Here is a 19,249-nt window from a genome sequence, read left to right on the forward strand (position 1 = left end):
ACAGCGCCGATGGTACTGCACCCGAGAGAGTGTGGGAGAGTAGGACACCGCCGGACAACCATTAGACGAAAGGCCCCACCCCACGGTGGGGCCTTCCGCACTTAACCACCACCGGTAAGGTCGGAGGTATGAGTGATCTATTTTCAGACGCAGCCCCGACGCCAGAGGAATTCGATGGTGTCCCGGCGCTTGAGTGCGCCGTGGTCGTTCCGGTTCCCGTCGAGCACGCGTTCGCTGGCTTCTCCGACCACATTCATCTGTGGTGGCCAGCGGAGGAGCTGAGCGTTTGGGGGGTAGGGAGCTTCCTCGATCTTGAGGGCAACGCCCTGGTAGAAACTTCCGCCGACGATGAGGAGGCCGTGTGGGCTGAGGTTCGCCGCACAGGCCAGGAGACTCGTCTAGACCTGGTCTGGCATCATCAGCCGGCTGGTGGAACCACAACCGAGCTCACGATTGACTTTCGTGCGGACGGCACCGGGGAGACGAGTGTGTCCCTCGTCCACGACGGCTGGACGACCGAGCCGCCATCCGTGGAAGACCGCGCTGTTTACCTCACTTTCTGGCCGCTGGCCCTCGAGAAGTTCAGCCGTTTCATGGGCGGTGGTCTGTGAATAACACTTTCGCGGGGGAGCTCGCTGCGCTCTTACCGAATGGCACGATCCTCAGCGAACCAGCCGCCGTCGTCCCCTACTCCCGCGATCAGGGTCCAGTAATCGACGGCCAGATCCCGTCGGCCGTCCGTCGCGAGGGGAGCCGGCACGGGGGTCTTCAGGCGGAGCGCACGCCACCAAGGACTGTATTGTCCTTAACCTTGAGCGGATGAACCGGATCGTCGACGTACGTCCTCTCGATGAGGTTGCCGTAGTAGAGCCCGGTGTGATCAATGCCGACCTGAATGAGGCCGTCGCCAACCACGGACTCATGTACGCCCCCGATCCGGCCAGCTATCGCATCTCGACCATCGGCGGGAATGTTGCCACCAATGCGGGCGGGTTGCGGTGCGCCAAATACGGGGTGACCCGGGACTCGGTCCTCGCCCTCGATGTGGTCCTCGCAGACGGAACGCTCATTCATACGGGTGTCCAGACGTTCAAGGGTGTGGCCGGGTATGACCTGACCTCCCTTTTCGTGGGGTCGGAGGGCACGTTGGGTATCGTCGTCGGGATCACTGTTCGGTTGAGGTACCTTCCACACAGCGTCAAGACGCTCGCCGTGTTCTTGCCCGACGTGCAGTCCGCGGCGGCTGGCGTCCTGGCGGTGGGCAGGGCCCGGGTGCAGCCAGCGATCATGGAGCTGCTGGACGGGATGACCCTCGCCGCGCTGGACGGTGCGTATGGCTCTGATCTGAGGGAGCGTGGAGGCGCACTGCTCCTCATCCAGACTGACGGTTTCGGAGCCGAGGCTGAGGCCGCCGTCGTCCGCAGCGTGCTGACGCAGCTGGGCGGGACCGTGAGTGCTCAGGACACTGAGGAGGCGGCTCGACTGATCGACCTCCGGCGACACAGCCGCGGTGACGAGGTCGAGGACGAATTCCGGGTGGGAGATGACGTCGCGGTACCTCGGTCCCAGCTGGTGACTTACATTGCCGAACTCGAACGGGTGGCGTCCGATCATGCGGTGTTGCTGAAGGTGGTTGCCCACGCTGGCGACGGAAATCTCCATCCCACCTTCTGGGTGTCGGCTGCCGAGGGTGAAGAGGGTGTGGCCGGGCTCGAGCTCGCGTTGGACGAGTCGGTGCGGCTGGCGCTCGGCGTGGGTGGGACGATCACCGGGGAACACGGTGTGGGCCAGTACAAGCTGAGATGGTTGGCCTGGGAACAGGGCGAAGGAGTGCTCGAATTGCAGCGGCGGATTAAGGAAGTGTTTGATCCGCGCGGCATCCTCAACCCGGGTAAGGCGATCATCGCCAGGGCTTAGCTTCGCGTGGATAGAATGAGGGCTGACGCTGCCGTCAGTGGACAGCGCCACAATCATGAATGGGGATTCAACGTGTCGGAGAACTACCCGGGCAATCAGCCCAACCAGCAGGGCGGCCAGGGCGACGATCCGAAGAAGTATCCTGCTGGCCAGCAATGGCAGCAGCCAGGGCCCGGTAGCCAACCCACCCCTTACGGGCAGCAGCCGCCCTATGGCCAGCAGAGCGGATACGGTCAGGGTCCCTACGGCCCCGGCCCCGGTTACGGGCAGCCGACCGAGAACCCAGGCAAGACCCTCGGCATCGTCGGTATGATTTGTTCGATCATCTGGCCAATTTCCGTGGTCGGCCTAATCATCAGCATCGTGGCAATGGTGAAGTCCCGCAAAGCTCGGATGGGCAATGGCTTCGCCCTTGCTGGAATCATTATCGGTGTCATCGGCATGATCACGGGAATCATCGCTGTGGTTGCCATCGTCGCGGGAGTCAGCTTCTTCGCTGAAGTCTGCGCGGAGCTGGGCCCCGGCGTCCATCAGTATGAGGGGACAGAGGTGACCTGCCCTTAGGAGTCCACCCGGCTAAGGCGAATCCCGGGCTCCGCCGCCGAGAATGTCCATCGTCTTTGTGTCAGCGGTCAACATAATGGCTGCTTCATCGCGGCGGTGGACAAGGATCGAGTCGAGGTAGGACTGGACTGCCTCAGCCATCGGGACATTGCGATCCTGCTTCTCCGACATGTACCAGCGATGCTCCAGCACCTCGTGGACCACCTCGGCTGGCTCCAGCTTGCGGCCCAGCTCCCGGGGGACGGCCCGCACAATTGGCTCGAACACCTGGGTCACCCACAGATGGGCGCTCAACTCCTCGTCAACGTCAGAGTTGTTGTCTGCACGGTAGGCGTCCATGTCGTTGAGGAGCCGCCTGGCCTGGTTCTCCTGCGCGTCCAACCCGGTGAGCCGCAAGAGGCGCCGGCTATGGTGGCCGGCGTCGACGACCTTGGGCTGCAACTGGATCTGCGAGCTGTTGGCTTCCGTCTGGATGGCGTACTCCTCGACGTCGAACCCCAGCTCATTGAGCCGACGGATCCTGGCGTTCACCCGCCACCGGTCGTTCAGGTCGAACGACTCTTGGTCTGTGAGCTCGGCCCAGAGCCGGCGGTAGCTGTCCATGATGAGTTCACTGGTCGCCAGGGGATCTACCTTTTCCTCAATCAGACCGCCCTCGGCGAGGTCCATCAGTTCGCCAGCAATATTCACGCGGGCAATCTCCAGGTCATACTCCCGTTGCCCGGACGAAAGCCCGGGATAGAGTTCACCCGTTTCGGCGTCCACCAGATAGGCGGCAAACGCTCCCGCGTCGCGGCGGAACAGCGTATTGGAGAGCGACACATCGCCCCAGTAGAAACCAATGAGATGCAGCCGGACAAGGAGGAGCGCCTGGGCATCAATGAGCCGGGTGAGCGTATCCCGGCGGAGGGTCTGGGAAAACAATGCACGGTACGGCATGGAAAACTTCAGGTGCCGGGTCACCAGTACGGGATCAAGGTCAGAGCCGTCGCGTGCTTTACGCCCGGTGATGACGGCGACCGGTTCAACGCTGGGAACATCGAGGCGCCGCAGCTTCCGCAGCATGTGGTACTCGTGCCGGGCAACGTGCTCGCTGGTCTCCTTGATGGCGATCACCGAGCCGCCGAGGTGGGCGAAACGGACGATGTGCCGGGAGATGCCGCGGGGCAGCGCGGCCAGATACTGGGCAGGCCAGTCCTCCAGCCCGATGTGCCACGGGAGGTCCAACAGTTCGGGATCTGTCGCCGCGGCAGTAATGTTTAGCGAGCCCAGGGTGCCGGGATCCGGGGCACCCTTGGTGCGGGGCAACTTCCCCGGCTGGTCCCAGTCGGTTGGTTCGTCGTGCCACTCGGCGTCTGGCGCATCGTTCATGTGTTGCCCTTTGTTGTAACTGTTTACCTGTTAACGAAGTACGGCGGCCTGAGGATCGAAGCTTAATCCACAGACCACCGTACTCGGGTCAGTTCCGCTCGGACAGCGGGGCCAGGCTAGACATGGTCGGCGAGGCGCAGTCCGTCCTTCATATCGAAGAGGTGCACGTGGCCCTTTTCGGGGGTGACGTAGATGGTGTCACCCTTCATTGGCGGGCGACGTCCGTCGACGCGCGCCACGATGACATGCTCCTGCCCGTCAAGGGTGGTGTGGCCATAGACGTAGGCGTCGGCGCCAAGTTCCTCGACGACGTCGACCTCCACCTGAAGCCCCTGGGTGCCTTCGGCGATCTGCAGGTCTTCCGGCCGGACACCCAGCGTGACAGTGCCACCGTGCGCAGCGTCGAGTACTTCGTGGGCGACCGGGTAGGTGGTTCCGCCGAAGAGGACGCCGCCGTCGGTGACTGGAAGTTCCAGCAGATTCATGGCGGGCGACCCGATGAAGCCGGCAACGAAGACGTTGACTGGCCGCTCGTACAGGTTGCGTGGGGTGTCTACCTGCTGGAGGACTCCGTCCTTGAGGACCGCTACGCGGTCGCCCATGGTCATGGCCTCTACCTGGTCGTGGGTGACGTACACGGTGGTGACACCCAGACGGCGGGTCAGCGAAGCGATCTGGGTGCGGGTTTGCACACGGAGTTTCGCGTCTAGGTTGGAAAGTGGCTCATCCATCAGGAAGACCTGCGGGTTACGCACGATGGCGCGACCCATGGCCACGCGCTGACGCTGGCCACCGGAGAGAGCCTTCGGTTTGCGGTCGAGGTACGGCTCAAGGTCAAGCAGTTTCGCTGCGTCGCGGACCCGTTCGGCCCGCTCTTCCTTGGAGACGCCAGCGATCTTCAGTGCAAAGCCCATATTGTCGGCGACCGACATGTGAGGGTAGAGCGCATAGTTCTGGAAGACCATCGCGATGTCGCGGTCCTTGGGTGGAACATCGGTGACGTCACGGTCACCGATCAGGATGCGACCGGAGTTGACGTCTTCCAGCCCGGCAAGCATCCGCAGCGAGGTGGACTTGCCACAACCTGAGGGGCCCACGAGCACGAGGAACTCGCCGTCGGCGATCTGGATGTCAAGCTTGTCAACCGCGGGCTTGTCTGTTCCCGGGTACAGGCGTGTTGCCTGGTCAAATGTTACCGTTGCCATTTTGTCTTTTCCTTTTCACGGGCAGGTACGTGCCCGACGATCCGTTGTGAATGGAGAATATTCAGTTATCCGTGCCGCACCCGACCGGCGGCGCCTCAAGGAGGCGACGCTAGTGGTATGCGTCACAGAATCTGAGTATGGCAGATTATTTCGGTTCACGCACCGGAGCGGCGTAGCGTGAGGAGGTGTTCCAGCACTGCGACCAGTTCGGTAGGGGACCCGATCCGGTGGTGGGCATGGGTGGGACCGTCACCAATTTTGATGCCGAGGTCCTGCGCCTCGAGGGCGGCGAAGGCGTGCTCGTCGGTGACGTCGTCGCCGGCGAAGAGGACAGCCGTGGCGCCGGTGTACTTCCTGAGCGAACGGATGCCCTGCCCCTTGTCGGTGCTCAATACCGAGGTTTCGAGTACGCGCTTTCCGTCGGTGATGTGTGCGCCCTCCAACTGGTCCAGGGCGGTCCGCGCGGCGTCGGTTGCGGCAGCCGCAACGTCGTCGTCGGCGGTCCGGGTGTGAAGGACGACGCCGGCCGGCTTGGTTTCAAGCACCGTGCCCGCGTGGGCGTCCACGACCCGCTGCACGGCGTCGGTGGCCCGCCGGAGCAGGCCCGACTGCTGTTCGGTAAGTGCCAGGGGTACGCCATCGGGACCGGTCCAGGTCTCCGCGCCGTGACTGCCGATCAGGAGGGTTTCGGGATCCGGTGTCGCAACGGCACGCAGGCTGTCAAGGGCGCGCCCAGAGACCAGCGCCGTCGTCGTTTCCGGCAGCCGCCCCAGCGCGGACAGCGCCGACGCGGAGCCTGGCAGCGGCCGCGCATCAGCAGCGAGTGGGACGAGCGGTGACATGGTGCCGTCAAAGTCGAGTGCGATCAGCAAGTGGTCCGCCGCGGCAATCGTCCGCAGTGCGGCCAGCAGGTCGGTGCTCAGGCTTTCAGGCATGCGGTGTCTCCTGGGGGCGTTCGTGGTTGCCTTCCTGCAGGGCGGCGAGGAAAGCTTTGGACCAGCGTTCGACGTCGTTTTGCAGCACCTGGCGGCGCATTATGCGCATGCGACGGGTGGATTCGGCGGGGCTCATGTTCACTGCGGTGACGATCGCGGCCTTGAGGCCGTCGATGTCGTGCGGGTTGACCAGGACGGCCTGTCGGAGGGTGTCGGCGGCGCCGGCGAACTCGCTGAGCACCAACGCGCCGCGGTTGCCGGTCCTTGCCGCGACGTATTCCTTGGCCACGAGGTTCATGCCGTCGCGCAGTGCGGTGATCAGCATAACGTCAGCGGCGAGGTACAGGGCCACCATTTCCTCGACCGGGTAACTGTGGTGCAGGTACCGGATGGCGGTGTTTTTGATGGTGTCGTACGTGCCGTTGATCCGGCCGACGGCGCCTTCGATCTCCTCGCGCAGCAACCGGTACTGTTCGACCCGTTCCCGGCTGGGGCTGGCCACCTGGATGAGGGCAGCGTCCTCAACCTGGACGCTGCCGTCGGCCAGGAGTTCCTCGTACGCCTTTAGGCGGTGGCCAATGCCCTTGGTGTAGTCCAGTCGGTCGACGCCGAGCAGGATGTGCTTGGGATTGCCAAGTTCGCGGCGGATCTCCCTGGACCGTTCAATGATGTCCTCGCGGTTGGCCAGGGTGATGATCTGGTCCACGTCGATGGAGATGGGGAACGCTTCGGCCCGGGAGGTGTAGGTGGGGCCGCCCTCCTCAATTTCCACCTGAACTTGCTGCTGCCGCACTGTGTGGCCCACGAAGCGGCGTACGCAGCGCAGGAAGTTGCTGGCATCGCTGGGACGCTGGAAGCCAATCAGGTCGGCACCGAGGAGGCCCTCGATGACCTGGCGGCGCCAGGGAAGCTGAGCGAAAATTTCCAGGGGCGGGAACGGGATGTGGTTGAAGAAGCCGATTTTCAGGTCGGGGCGGGCGGCGCGCAACATCCTGGGAACCAGCTGCATCTGGTAGTCCTGAACCCAGACTGTGGCACCCTCGGCGGCGACGGCGGCTGCCGCTTCGGCGAAGCGCTTATTGACGCGGCGGTAGGAGTCCCACCAGTGACGGTGAAACTCGGGCGGGGCAATGACGTCGTGGTAGAGCGGCCATAGGGTGGCGTTGGAGAAACCTTCATAGTAGAACTCCACCTCATCCGCAGCCAGGGGGACCGGGACCAGGCGCATGTCGTCGTGGTCGAAGGCGTCCAGCGATTCGTCGGGGGCTCCGTGCCAGCCTACCCAGGCGCCATCGGCCTTAGCCATTACCGGTGCCAGAGCGGTGACGAGGCCACCGGGGGAGCGGCGCCAAGAGCTGTCGCCGTTATCGGCCACGCGGTCTACCGGCAGCCGGTTGGAGACCACAATGAACTCGAACTCCCCGTAGGCGGTGGTCTTATCGGACGAAGGTGTAGCTGAAGGCACGCTGACTCCTGCACATATTAGGCCTACTTAGCACTTTACCGTTTTCGGCTGCCCCGACTGGTCCGTCGGCGGCGGCAGGGTGGATCGCTAAGCTTGAGACTACGCGCACCCAAACCATGACGAGGACTGATGACGCCCAGCTCGAGCCATAAACCGTCTAAATCGCAGCGCTCGGCGCAGGCGCTTGAGCAGGCACGATTGATCCGCGAAGCTCAGGAGCGTCAGAACAAACGCAAAGGCTTGCTTGTCCGGTTTGGTGTTGTGGCCGCAGTGGTCGCCATTCTGGTGGTAGCGGCGCTGATCGTCACGAATACGATCAGCGGTCAGGTGCCCGACGCCGGCCCTGCGCCCGCAGGGGGCAACGAGTATGGCGGGATTGTGCTGACCTCAAGCACCGAGGTGCAATCGTTCGACACGGGGACTGTTGATCGTTCGGCACTGCCGTCGGACCCCCGACCAGCCGGAGAGCTGCCCCCGGGCGTTGCCGCTTCTGCTGATCGCGAGCCGGTGCAGGTGGTCTCCTATGTCGACGTGAACTGCGTATTCTGCGCCGAGTTTGAGAGCGCCCACGCCGATCAGATCCAAGCCTGGCTCGACTCCGGGAAAATCACCATGGAACACCGCAACGTTGCATATTTGGATCGCAACTCCTCAACTGACTACTCGTCGCGCGGTGCTAACGCGCTCGCCTGCGTGGCCGAGGAGTCCCCGGAGGCGTACTCCGACTTCTCCGCTGGCGTGTTTGCCAACTACGAGAAGGGTGAGCTTGACGACGACGGTCTGGCTGCCCTGGCGTCGTCGTCCGGTGCAGCCGACATCTCCACCTGCCTGTCGGAGGGCACCTTCAGGCCGTGGGTCGCCTTCACCACGGAGGCCGCCGAGCTGGACGGAATCACCGGAACGCCGACCATCTATGTTGAGGGAGAAGCGGTGCCGGAAGCCATCGACAACTTCGTCGCGTTCACTCAGGAGAAAATCGATGCCAAGGGCTAGTTTTCGCAAGCTAGTTTTCGCTGACGGCGCGGCTGGGCTAATCTTGTCTTTGCGCAATCGATCGATTTCATGACGACGACGGCGCTCGCTGGTTCTGCCAGTACGCCTCCTTAGCTCAGTTGGCCAGAGCACCTGTCTTGTAAACAGGGGGTCAGCGGTTCGAATCCGCTAGGAGGCTCCACGAAGAACCGCTTTAATGCAAAGAAGCGCTTTTCTGCGGTGACCCGACAAAGAGGCCCGTTTCGTCTGCAAAATGAAGACGACTCCGGGCGTTCAATCCGCACCAAAATCGACACGCCCGGACAGATCGAGGCTATTTTTACCCTGGCCCGAGCGCTCCCAGCATGTATTCTTCTGATGTTGGTGCGCATTTGCCTCCTTCGAAAAACAAGGGGAAAGATGCAGCTGATCGGGCGTATTGGAGCGGCCCTGGTCGGAGTGGCTGGGCTTGTGGTCCTGTTTGCCTGGTATAGCGAGGGTGCGCTGGCCACGGGCGGGCTGCTCTCGGTCAAGCCGACGACGGCCCTGGCCATAGTACTTTTATCGTTCGCGCTGATTGCATTCGATCATCTGCGTATCGCCATGATCCTTGGTGGATCCGTGGTGGTCATTGGCGGCCTGTCCTTCGCTGAGAACGTGCTGGGGGCATCACTGGGCATCGATACCCTGCTGCCGGGAATCGAGCTGAACGGGGCTCTTCCGCGGATGGCGCCGTCTACGGCCGTCTCGCTGTTGATGCTGGGATGCTCCGTCCTTTCCGGCCGGTTCACCAGAAGCGCGCTGACACTCGCCTTTATTGCCCTGATCGCTAGCCATATCGCGATCCTCGGTTACGTCTATGGCGTCTCTTCGCTGTATACCGTTGGCGGATACACCAGCATGGCCCTGCCAACGTCCATCGGGATCGCAGTGTTGGCGTCGGCGACACTGCTTCAATACCCTTCCACCGGGTTGGCTGGATTGTCGAGGGACGGCGGCAGCGCGGGGAACCTGCTGCGTCCGGCGATACCGTTCTTCGTCGGTGGCCCGCTCGCCCTCGGCTGGTTCTTTCTGACAGCGCAGAGCATGGGCTGGTGGGACACTCCTTTCGCCGTCGCGATGCTCGTTTTCAGCATGACTGCACTCGGCAGCGCCCTGACCTGGCTGGCAGCCCTGAAGCTTCGCGAACTCGACGAACAACGGGAAGGTGCGCTGACGAGGTTGGCAGAGACTAACCACCTTCTTGAAACCACGGTTGCAACTCGAACCAAGGAGTTGGCCGAGACAGTGGGCGCTCTCCAAACGCTTGTACGGTTGGCGCCGGTAGGCATCGTGGAACTCGATGCTGGCGGCGGACTGCTCACCTCCAACGACCAATGGCTCGCCATGACCGGGCTGACCCTGGACGAGTCCCTCGGCAGCGGCTGGTCCTCCGCGGTCCACCCCGACGACGTAAACCGGGTGCTCACCGAGTGGGGAGCATGTGTCGCTGACGGTACTGCGTACTCAGGTACCGTGCGTTTTTGCACGCCGGAAGGGCAGGTTAACTCGGTGCAGGTCACCACCACACCGATTCGCCACGGGGGAACCGTGACTGGACACCTGGCCAGCGTTACGGACGTGACTGCCCTGCGTGCAGCGGAGGAATCGGCCACGGCCGCCCGGGCGCGGTTCGAGGCGGCCTTCGCCTGGTCACCCCTCGGAACGGCCATTGTGTCGACCGACGGCCGGGTGCTGGAAGCGAACCGGAGACTCTTCGAGCTAACCGGCGGATCGATCGGGGTGTTGAACCAGCCCATTGAAACGATTTTCACGCCGCTTGAAACCGGCGATTCGGCTGCACTGTTAGCCGGGCAGCTCAAGAGCTCCCAGCAGCGGGTAGATCGGCAGATTCGCCGCGACGACTCCAAAGTGACCTGGGTGAAGGTCAGCATCGCCGAGATCTACGAAGGCCAGCAAGTGGGGGGACTCCTGTACCAGCTGGAGGACATCACAGCCCGCCGATTGGCTGAGGCTCGTGTGGAGCACCTCGCCTTTCACGATTCGCTCACCAACCTGCCCAATCGGCTGTTGCTGCTGGACCGGCTTGCTCAGGCCCTTCTCCGGGCGGCACGCCACCGCAGTGGAGTCGCCGTATTGTTCCTTGATTTAGATCGGTTCAAGGTCGTCAATGACAGCCTGGGACATCATGCCGGTGACGCGGTTCTGACAGAGGTAGCCGCGAGGCTGCGCCACGGTACCCGGGCGTCGGACACGGTGGCCCGCATTGGCGGAGACGAATTTGTCGTTGTTTGCCCCGATGTTGATAGCAGCGAGGACATCGCCATGCTCGCAGATTCGCTCCAGAAGTCCATTGCCCTGCCAATCCCGATCGGCGAGCACACCGCTTCCGTGGACGCCAGCATCGGCATCGCTTTCGGCGTCGGCCACGAAGACCCTGAATCACTTCTGCGCGACGCGGACCAGGCCATGTACCTGGCGAAGGACCGCGGTCGTGCGCGCTACGAAGTTTTTGACAACGACCTGCGCGGTCGTATCGATCAAAGGCTGGACACGGAGATCGCCCTACGTAGTGCGGTCGACCTGGACCAGATCGAGACCTGGTACCAGCCGATCCTCGATCTTCGGGAACGAACGGTGATAGCCACGGAAGCGCTGGCTCGCTGGCGGCGACCCGAGCGAGGACTCATAATGCCGGGCGAATTCATCTCCGTCGCCGAAGAGGCAGGCCTGATCAAGAACATTGGCGGTACCGTCCTCGGCCAGGCATGCCGGGCTGCTGCCGCCCTGGACGGCGGCATCGCAGTAAGCGTTAATGTGTCTCCGCGGCAGTTCGAGCGGGACGATTTTGGCGCGGTGGTAAAGAAAGCTCTCAGCGTGTCCGGCTTGCCACCAAACCGGCTGTGGCTGGAGCTCACCGAGAGTGCCATGATCGAAGCGATCGGCTCTGCGGCCAAGACGTTTCAGGAGCTCCGAGAGCTTGGGGTGCGTCTTGCTATCGACGACTTCGGAACGGGCTACTCCTCGTTGTCCCATCTCCGGGCCTTCGACATCGATTTGTTGAAGCTCGACCTGATGTTCGTGCGTGATATTGAGACGTCCGCGCGGGACAGGGCGATTGTAGAAGGAGTCCTTAGGCTGGCGGATTCGTTGACGCTGGACGTTGTCGCTGAAGGCATTGAGACGACAGGGCAACTGGATCTTCTGCTGAAAATGGGGTGCCGCTTCGGGCAGGGCTACCTCTTCTCAAGGCCGTCTCCGAATCCGTCACCGGTCCTTCCCTTCGAGGATTCCCTGTCTCGCTCCGCCCACGCCTGAAACGGATCCAATGGTTTCAGGCCGTTAGGGGCGACGGCAAGATGGTCAACCGGACTGGGCGGGAGGCTCCATACCCGGCATAACGCGAAGGCTCACGACGACGCTGGCGTCAATTAGGGCGCGGCGGGGTCGCGGATGGCCGCTGGGTCCTCGCTTGGTACAACGGCGTCCTGGGGCTCATCAATGGACCCGCCGTCAGCCGCTTGCCCCGGATCTCCCCCGACCTCGCATTTAGGTTCCTGATCGCCTGACTCCGTGTCCCCAGTGTTTCCAGTGATGTCGGCGTTACCGTCGTGAGTTGAAGGTTCGGAGCTCAGCACCGGGTCGGGAATCGGTTCCGGAAGGGAAGATGGGGCCTGGCTATTGACCGGTTCCAGCCCGGGCTCCTCACCCGACCCGATTCCGGTGGCCGTCTCAGGGCCGGTGACAGGTGCTGGCTGAACGTCACAGCCGGGGTCTGGATCGGGGTCTGCGCCAGGTGCAGGTTCGGGTGCCGGCGCGGGAGTCGGCTCAGGCGAGGGCTCCGCGGAGGGAGTCGGCGAAGGCGAAGGCGTGGGTGCAACTTCGGGAGGCGGAGTGCGGTCTGTTCCGGGCGCGGACTCGGGTGCCCCGGGGGACCCCGGTGGCGACGGCGACGGTGAAGGTGAGTGCGAGGGTGAAGGTGCCGCCGAGGGTGAGTGTGAGGGTGAGTGCGATGGTGAGGGTGAAGGTGCCGCCGAGGGTGAGTGTGAGGGTGAGTGCGATGGTGAGGGTGGAGGTGCCGCCGAGGGTGAGTGTGAGGGTGAGTGCGATGGTGAGGGTGGAGGTGCCGCCGAGGGTGAGTGTGAGGGTGTCGCCGACGGCGACGGCGAGAATGAGTGTGAAGACTTTGGGGCGCCTGAAGCCTTCTGAGTGGTTAGAGCCTTCAAGGTAGGTGAAGCAGCAGGGCTGACCTGTCGCTTCGGAATGGTACGCGGCGTCCCACGGTCGGCGGCTGGTGTCGGATGGGCGGGGGCGGCCATGATGGCTGGGCCCGAATTTCCGGCTTCGTAAATCTCGCCTTCTGACGACACCTCGCGCGGCAAAGCGATCACCCATGGCACAGAGTCTTCGGACTCGGCTTCGCCGGGAGCGTAGGAAGTCATGCCCGGTGTTCGCGCCGCAGCGGATAGGGCGAGGGGGGTGAGCGTCCAGCCTTTCGGGTCAACATGCGAGCCGTCGCGGATAGTCTCGAAATGCAGATGGCAACCGGTCGAGGACCCGGTTGTCCCCACTGCAGCCACAACCTGGCTGACCGCTACCGTGTCACCAGCCTTTACCGAAATACCTTCCAGGTGGTTGTAGGTGGTGATTAACCCGTTGCCATGATCGATCTCCACCCGGTTGCCGCCGCCCCACGGATGCCAGCCGACGGCCCGCACTGTGCCGGCGTCGGCCGCGTGAACTGGGGTGCCGCAGGGTGCACCGAAGTCCAGCCCGTAGTGGAACTCACCGGCCTCGCCGGTGATTGGGTTGATGCGCTCGCCGAAAGGCGAGCTAGGGCTGAGAGCTTCAAGGGGCGACATCAGAGTGCCAGGCCCCGGCCGGTCCGGATTGTCAGTCGTAACACCGGTTACCTGAACGACGTCAGGCGTGCCCTCGTCAGTGAGGCCGCCGACCGCCGGATCAATCTCTCCGATGGAGCTGCTCAGGTCAAGGGGCTCGCCCGGAACCAGAAAGTCCTGGGTTGAGGACGGAGGGAGGGCCAGCAGTTCGCGCCCCACCCACCCGGTGGGGTCGCCCGTTGCTGCCGCGGTCCGCGCCGCAGCCATGAGATCGCCAGGGGCGCCGGTACCAGGGGCGCCGGTAACCGAACTCTGATATCCGGACCCGCAGATCGCCGCCAACGTGATACACACCGCGAGGGTGGTCCGCGTTGCGGGCTTACGCAATCCCCGTGTTGTCGGGGTGGCGGTAGGCCGGACAGGTGTCACGAGCAGCTCCAGGCATATCCTTGCCGAGTGAGCTGATCGGCGAGGCGGATCCCCGTCAAGGCGAAAGCGAAGTGCCCCCACCGCTCACCCCTGCGCGGGGAATTTCTTATGTACCCACTCAGCGTGCCGCACCACACCCGGAAGCGCAACGGGTTCAAGGAGACCATCTTGGAAATGACCGCAGTCCCAAGGTTTTGCCAAGATATCTTCAGTCCGCCGGCCGGGTGCACCTACCCAGCCGGAGCCACAAGTTGTGGGCGCTTGTGGCTGGATTCGCCATTCGCCAGCGGTCTCCATCACCAACCTCTATGGGCAATACTTCTAGGCTGAGGCCTCGGCCAACGGGACCTGGTAGAACGGGTAGTCGATGTAACCCTCGGCGCCGTCCGAGTAGTAGGTCAGCGGATCAGGCTCGTTCAGCGGCAAGTTCTCTCGCCAACGACGGGCCAGATCAGGGTTGGCGATGGCCTGGCGACCGACGACGACTGCATCTCCAAGGCGCAATGCGAGGATGTCCTCAGCTTCGTCCCGGTCAGTGATCACGCCGAAGCCGCTGTTCACCAAAAAGGGGCCGTTGAAGCGAGAACGGATCTCCTGGACCAGGGCACCGGCGGGGTCCTCATGAAGCACACTGAGGTAGGCAATGTTCAGGGGTCCGATAGCGTCAGCCATAGCGCCATACGTTGCGAGAACATCAGCCCCATCGGCGGGCACCACGTCCCGGGCGCTGGAGCCCGGGGAGATCCGCAGGCCCACACGCTCGGCGCCAATTGCCGCGGCAACAGCCCGGACCACTTCGGTCATGAAGCGCGCGCGGTTCGAGGGCGAGCCGCCGTAGCCGTCGTCGCGTCGGTTGGTCTCAGGGAACATGAACTGGTGCAACAGGTACCCGTTGGCGCCGTGGAGCTCGACGCCGTCCATTCCGGCGTCGATAGCGTTCCGCGAAGCCTGGACAAACTCCTCGATGACCCCCGGAAGCTCGTCAGTCGTCAGTGCGTGGGGGACCGGGTACGGCAGCTTGCCATCATAGGTGCGCGTCTCGCCATCGATGGCGACGGCGCTCGGAGCCACAACTGTGTGCCCGCCAGTGGTTGACTCATGGGTAACCCGCCCTGCATGCATCACCTGCGCGAAAACCCGGCCGCCGGCGTCGTGCACGGCGGTAGTGACGTTGCGCCAACCCGCCAGCTGTTCCTCGGTGACCAGCCCTGGCTGACCAGGGAATCCGCGGCCTGCCTCGGCGGGGTAGGTGCCCTCGGTGACAATCAGGCCCAGGGACGCGCGCTGCCGGTAATGTTCGACAACCAGGGGACCGGGGACGCCTTCCCTGCTCGAACGGACCCGGGTGAGCGGGGCCATGACGATGCGGTTGGGCAGTTCCATGTCGCCGATGATGAGCGGGGTGAAAAGGGTCACGAGCAGCACTTTCCGTCGAAAGGAGATTCCTTTGGAACCAACTACGCCAGTGGTCGACCTATTCCGGAGCGGGTGCCGGCAGGGAATATCCAGCCGCGGTAATTCCTTATATGGGTGTCACCTGGTAGAGCCTCCCCGAACCCCGAAACCGGGCGTGTTCGTCGGGTAACCGTGCAACAATATCCCGGACACCAGGTCAGGATGTTCATGGCTATACTCAGTGGCTGCATCATCCACTAGGGCCTCAACGATTTTCAGGAGAACGGCACCGGCATGGCAACGGATTACGACGCACCACGCAACAACGATGAGGACAAGGAAGCCGAGTCCCTCGAAGCCTTGCAGGCCAACCGTGGCAGCAAATCCCAGTCGGCTTCGGTTGACGTCGAGGACGCTGACACAGCCGAGGGCATTGATCTTCCCGGTGCCGACCTTTCCGGTGAAGAACTGCTGATCCGCGTCATCCCACCGCAAGAGGACGAGTTCACTTGCTCCTCCTGCTTCCTGGTCCGCCACCGCAGCCAGGTTGCCCGCAAAAAGGGTGACCTCCTGTTCTGCCGGGAGTGCGAAGGCTAAGACGATGGCGGTGGAGTGTGGTGTCTGAAGCTCCCGACGACGGCGGGCGGCCAATCCGCCTTTCCTCCATCGCTGGCCGCTGGGTGCTCCTCGCGGCCATCCTTGGCTCCAGCCTCGCGGGCATTGACGCCACGGTGGTCAACGTTGCCTTACCCGCCATTGGCGCAGACCTGCAAACAGACTTCTCTACACTGCAGTGGACCATTACCGGTTACACCCTCACCCTTGCCGCTTTGATCCTACTCGGCGGATCCCTGAGCGACCGCTACGGCAGGCGCCGGATTTTCATCATCGGTGTCATCTGGTTCGCCGTCGCCTCGCTGTGGTGCGGACTAGCGCCCAGTGCGGAAGTCCTAATTGCCGCCCGCGCCCTGCAGGGAGTTGGTGCAGCGTTGCTAACGCCGGGCAGCCTGGCCATGATTCAGGCCACGTTCCATCCCGACGACCTCGCCCGTGCAATCGGCGCCTGGTCCGGCCTGGGTGGAGTAGCTACGGCGATTGGCCCGTTCCTTGGGGGTTGGCTGGTCCAAGCCGTGTCCTGGCGGTGGGTCTTCCTGATCAATGTTCCGTTGGCGATAGCCGTCGTCGTCGTCGCCCAGCGCCATGTCCCGGAGACCAAAGATCACACCAGAACGGGGCGGCTGGATCTGTGGGGCGCAGGGCTGGGCGCGGCCGCGCTGGCCGGCGTCACCTACGCCCTGATCGAGGCTCCGGCGCAGGGGCTGTTCTCGACGGCGGTGCTGGGGGCCGCTTTTCTGGGCGTAGTCGCGGCGGGTGTTTTCCTGGTGGTCGAGGCGCGCAGCCGGAACCCGATGCTGCCGCTGTCGATCTTTTCCTCAACCCAGTTCAGTGCTACCAACGCCGTCACGTTCCTTGTCTATGGCGCGTTTGGGGGCGTGTTCTTCCTTCTGGTGGTGCATCTGCAGGTGGTTGCTGGGTTCTCGCCACTCGCGGCAGGCACAGCAATGTTGCCAATTACCGTCCTGATGCTGTTGCTGTCGTCACGGGCCGGTCAGCTGGCATCGCGCATTGGGCCGCGCGTGCCGATGAGTCTTGGACCGGTGCTGTGCGCTATCGCACTGTTGCTGATGCTGCGGATAGGTCCAGAGGCGTCCTACCTGGCCGATGTGCTGCCCGGCGTCGTCGTGCTGGGCCTTGGACTGTCGGTGCAGGTTGCTCCGTTGACGGCCACGGCGCTCGCGTCCGTGGACAGCCGGCACGCTGGGCTGGCGTCTGGAGTAAATAACGCAGTGGCGCGGGCGGCGGCGCTCATCGCTATCGCTTTGCTTCCTGCGCTTGCTGGGCTCTCAGACGGCAGCTTCCTGGATCCGGTGGCATTTAACGAGGGGTTCCGTATTTCGGTGCTGCTCGGGGTTGGGGTGCTCCTGGTTGGCGCTGGCCTCGCTGCGCTGACTATTCGCAATAACATGCTGTCGAGCGACGCTGAACACGTGGCATCCGGGGAGTCCCCTATTGATCCTTCTTCCGTGGTAACTGCCACACACGCATCGAACGGCCCGGGTCCGCAAATAATGAGCCACTGCGCCGTCGACGGGCCACCGATCGGCCTGTCGACGGCGCAGCATGGTGATTCTAGGGCGTAGCCGCCCTAATGCTCGATTCTCCTAGCGCTCATCAAACTCCGGATCAGCCTGACCGAGGGGCGACCCGCCAAGGTTGGCACTGTCGTCGCTTGCATCGATTTCTGACTCGTCGGCGGGATCACCGAAATCCACGTCCGCTGCCGCTTCGCCCAGTGTTGGCACGTCGGAGGCCGCCGGACCAGCCAGTTCGTCACGCAGGGCTTGATCGCTCAGCGGATCTTCTGCTGGGGTGGTTGCTGCTGGTTCATCCTGGAGCAGTGGGTCATTGCGCCATTCGTCGGGGTTGTCCTCAGCCGCGCCCGGGTAATTGTCGGGCTGCCCCACGGTTACCGGATCCAGCTCTTCTGACTCCGCTGGGTCGAACCCGTCGGCAATACTCAGTTCTTCTTCGGGAAGGTTTGATTCGGTCATGACATGCCCTTTCAAGTCGACACGTGAACTACCCAGCCTACTGATCGGTCGATGGAAGAGATAGTTTTCTCAGGCGCAAGCCGGTTCAATAGAGGGGTGATCCCTCGCACAGCGGCGCAGCAGAAGATCCACAGTGACCGCCATCGCCAAGTGGCCGTTACCGTCAGCTTGGTTTTTTGCATTGTCGGATCGATGACTGGGGTCGGCATGTTTGGCGGGACGCCGATAGCTGAGGCTGCCAACGGCGCGTTGGGGTCCGACGCTACCCCGCTGGCCCCGGCCGGCGCGGCGTTCTCGATCTGGACCGTGATCTATGTGGGACTGGTGGCGTACACCGTGTGGCAGTGGCTACCGTCCCAACGAAGCAGTACGCGGCAGCGGTCGCTGGGGTGGCTTGTTGTTGCGTCGATGGTGCTAAACGCTGTCTGGATTCTGACCATTCAGGCCGGGTGGCTTAATGCGAGTGTCTTGGTGATCACGGTTCTTCTTGCTGTCCTCTTCATGGTGTTTCTGCGCTACAGCGCCCGGCCCGCATCGTCCTGGGTTGAAGCGACAGCTGTTGACGGAACCCTTGGCCTCTACCTGGGATGGGTGTGCGTGGCGGTATGCGCCAACATTGCGGCGGCGCTGACCTCCGCTGGTTTTACCGGGTTCGGTGTGAGCGCGGACGTCTGGGCCATCGGTGTCCTTGCCGTTGTGGCGATGGTCGGCATTGGCCTGGCGATCCAGGGCGGTGGTCGGCTCGCCGTGGCGGCAGCTATTGGCTGGGGCCTGATCTGGATAGCAGTGGGCCGTACGACCGGCCAGATGGAATCCACGTCTACGGCGATAGCCGCCGCTGTTGCCGCGATCGTCGTTGCTGCTGTATCCCTGGTGATCCGCTGGCGATCAGGGGCGGCCCGCCGGCGGCAGCATAAGTCCCGCTTGAACAAACCTTGCCCGCCCGAGTGAACTTCGCTCCACCCGTGTAAGCCTCGCTGCGCCTAGCAAACCTCGCTGCGCCTAAGGCGAGATGTGGCGGCTTGGCGGCACAGCGGGCTGGCGGCCGTCTGACACGCCCCTTGAGTCGACGCTTCTCGCTCGTCGGAGGACAAATTCACCCTAGAAGGGTGGTGGGGTTTCCAGTGGTGGTGGGGTTTCCGGCGGCGGCGGTGTTGGTGGTGGGTTTGGTTTGGTGAGGTAGGTTTCCCCGGTAGGGGAGATCGCGATGATGGTCCCGGGTTCGGGTTGGGTGTAGTGCCAGTAGCCTTCGGTTTTGAACATGTGGTGACGTTTACATAGGCAGGCGAGGTTACCGTAACTGGTTTTCCCGCCCCTGGCCCAGGGGGTGGTGTGGTCGAGTTCGCAGAACACCGCCAACCGGTTACACCCCGGATGCCGGCACGTCCCATCCCGCACCCTCACCGCGTCCTGTAAGTCCTTCGGCACCCGGTACGTGCCCGCATCAGCGCCGAGCCTGGCCCCGGTGTAGGGGTGGGTGAGGATCCTCGTGAACGAGGACGCATGCCCGGCAAGTTTCCGGGCGGTCTCCGGATCGATCGGC

The 19,249-nt window shown here is 63.4% G+C and carries 16 protein-coding genes, 1 tRNA gene and 1 pseudogene; 10 read left to right on the forward strand and 8 right to left on the reverse strand.

Annotated features, from left to right (window positions below):
• The first annotated feature begins 128 nt into the window (after nt 1-128).
• The 3 genes and pseudogenes from ACX80A_RS14805 (at nt 129) to ACX80A_RS14815 (ending at nt 2,481) form a co-directional block, all read left to right on the forward strand.
• Complete coding sequence (locus ACX80A_RS14805) at nt 129-611, forward strand: SRPBCC family protein (RefSeq protein WP_459260532.1); 483 nt, start codon at nt 129-131, stop codon at nt 609-611.
• Nucleotides 608-1,917, forward strand: a pseudogene (locus ACX80A_RS14810) (FAD-binding oxidoreductase). The gene ACX80A_RS14805 and the pseudogene ACX80A_RS14810 overlap by 4 nt, the downstream one beginning before the upstream one ends.
• 15 nt (nt 1,918-1,932) lie before the next feature.
• A complete protein-coding gene (locus tag ACX80A_RS14815) occupies nt 1,933-2,481 on the forward strand; it encodes a hypothetical protein (RefSeq protein WP_459260533.1) in 549 nt (182 codons plus the stop codon).
• A gap of 12 nt (nt 2,482-2,493) precedes the next feature.
• Here ACX80A_RS14815 and ACX80A_RS14820 read toward each other — a convergent pair whose 3' ends face one another.
• From ACX80A_RS14820 to ACX80A_RS14835, 4 genes are all read right to left on the reverse strand, one after another.
• Complete coding sequence (locus ACX80A_RS14820) at nt 2,494-3,852, reverse strand: DUF4032 domain-containing protein (protein WP_459260534.1); 1,359 nt, start codon at nt 3,850-3,852, stop codon at nt 2,494-2,496.
• Between the two features lie 116 nt (nt 3,853-3,968).
• On the reverse strand, nt 3,969-5,057 hold the full coding sequence (locus ACX80A_RS14825) for an ABC transporter ATP-binding protein (RefSeq protein WP_459260535.1): 1,089 nt from the start codon (nt 5,055-5,057) through the stop codon (nt 3,969-3,971).
• A 155-nt stretch (nt 5,058-5,212) separates the two neighbouring features.
• The gene (gene otsB, locus ACX80A_RS14830; protein ID WP_459260536.1) at nt 5,213-5,992 is read right to left on the reverse strand and encodes a trehalose-phosphatase; all 780 of its coding nucleotides are present in this window, start codon (nt 5,990-5,992) and stop codon (nt 5,213-5,215) included.
• Nucleotides 5,985-7,457 (reverse strand): alpha,alpha-trehalose-phosphate synthase (UDP-forming), encoded by a 1,473-nt coding sequence (locus tag ACX80A_RS14835; RefSeq protein WP_459260537.1) that lies wholly within the window; start codon nt 7,455-7,457, stop codon nt 5,985-5,987. Before ACX80A_RS14835 ends, otsB begins: the two co-directional genes overlap by 8 nt.
• A 129-nt stretch (nt 7,458-7,586) precedes the next feature.
• Here ACX80A_RS14835 and ACX80A_RS14840 point away from each other — a divergent pair, with 129 nt between their 5' ends.
• From ACX80A_RS14840 to ACX80A_RS14850, 3 genes are all read left to right on the forward strand, one after another.
• Complete coding sequence (locus ACX80A_RS14840; RefSeq protein ID WP_459260538.1) at nt 7,587-8,450, forward strand: DsbA family protein; 864 nt, start codon at nt 7,587-7,589, stop codon at nt 8,448-8,450.
• 104 nt (nt 8,451-8,554) lie between these two features.
• Nucleotides 8,555-8,631: transfer RNA gene (locus tag ACX80A_RS14845), tRNA-Thr, on the forward strand.
• A gap of 218 nt (nt 8,632-8,849) precedes the next feature.
• Nucleotides 8,850-11,747, forward strand: coding sequence for a putative bifunctional diguanylate cyclase/phosphodiesterase (locus ACX80A_RS14850; protein WP_459260539.1), 2,898 nt, complete (start codon nt 8,850-8,852; stop codon nt 11,745-11,747).
• Nucleotides 11,748-11,860: 113 nt separating this feature from the next.
• Here ACX80A_RS14850 and ACX80A_RS14855 read toward each other — a convergent pair whose 3' ends face one another.
• Nucleotides 11,861-13,201 (reverse strand): M23 family metallopeptidase, encoded by a 1,341-nt coding sequence (locus tag ACX80A_RS14855; protein ID WP_459260546.1) that lies wholly within the window; start codon nt 13,199-13,201, stop codon nt 11,861-11,863.
• On the opposite strand from ACX80A_RS14855, the gene ACX80A_RS14860 reads away from it, so the two are divergent.
• A complete protein-coding gene (locus tag ACX80A_RS14860) occupies nt 13,091-13,456 on the forward strand; it encodes a hypothetical protein (RefSeq protein ID WP_459260547.1) in 366 nt (121 codons plus the stop codon). The genes ACX80A_RS14855 and ACX80A_RS14860 overlap by 111 nt on opposite strands.
• A gap of 564 nt (nt 13,457-14,020) precedes the next feature.
• Here ACX80A_RS14860 and ACX80A_RS14865 read toward each other — a convergent pair.
• Nucleotides 14,021-15,115 carry an alkene reductase gene (locus ACX80A_RS14865; RefSeq protein WP_459260540.1) on the reverse strand — a complete coding sequence of 365 codons (1,095 nt, stop codon included), beginning with the start codon at nt 15,113-15,115 and terminating at the stop codon, nt 14,021-14,023.
• 273 nt (nt 15,116-15,388) lie between these two features.
• Between ACX80A_RS14865 and ACX80A_RS14870 the strand changes: the two genes are divergently transcribed.
• A complete protein-coding gene (locus ACX80A_RS14870; protein WP_459260541.1) occupies nt 15,389-15,691 on the forward strand; it encodes a DUF4193 domain-containing protein in 303 nt (100 codons plus the stop codon).
• 20 nt (nt 15,692-15,711) lie between these two features.
• Entirely contained in the window at nt 15,712-17,295 is a 1,584-nt protein-coding gene (locus ACX80A_RS14875; RefSeq protein ID WP_459260542.1) for an MFS transporter, read from the forward strand.
• 21 nt (nt 17,296-17,316) lie between these two features.
• On the opposite strand, the gene ACX80A_RS14880 is transcribed toward ACX80A_RS14875, so the two are convergent.
• Nucleotides 17,317-17,706 (reverse strand): hypothetical protein, encoded by a 390-nt coding sequence (locus ACX80A_RS14880; protein WP_459260543.1) that lies wholly within the window; start codon nt 17,704-17,706, stop codon nt 17,317-17,319.
• Between the two features lie 192 nt (nt 17,707-17,898).
• Here ACX80A_RS14880 and ACX80A_RS14885 point away from each other — a divergent pair, with 192 nt between their 5' ends.
• Nucleotides 17,899-18,657: a TspO/MBR family protein gene (locus ACX80A_RS14885; protein ID WP_459260544.1), complete on the forward strand. Its 759-nt coding sequence runs from the start codon at nt 17,899-17,901 to the stop codon at nt 18,655-18,657.
• 150 nt (nt 18,658-18,807) lie between these two features.
• Here the strand turns inward: ACX80A_RS14885 and ACX80A_RS14890 are convergent.
• Nucleotides 18,808-19,249 (reverse strand): HNH endonuclease signature motif containing protein (locus ACX80A_RS14890; protein WP_459260545.1); only part of this gene is annotated, 442 nt, incomplete at its 5' end.

This window comes from Arthrobacter sp. TMN-50 (assembly GCF_054511125.1).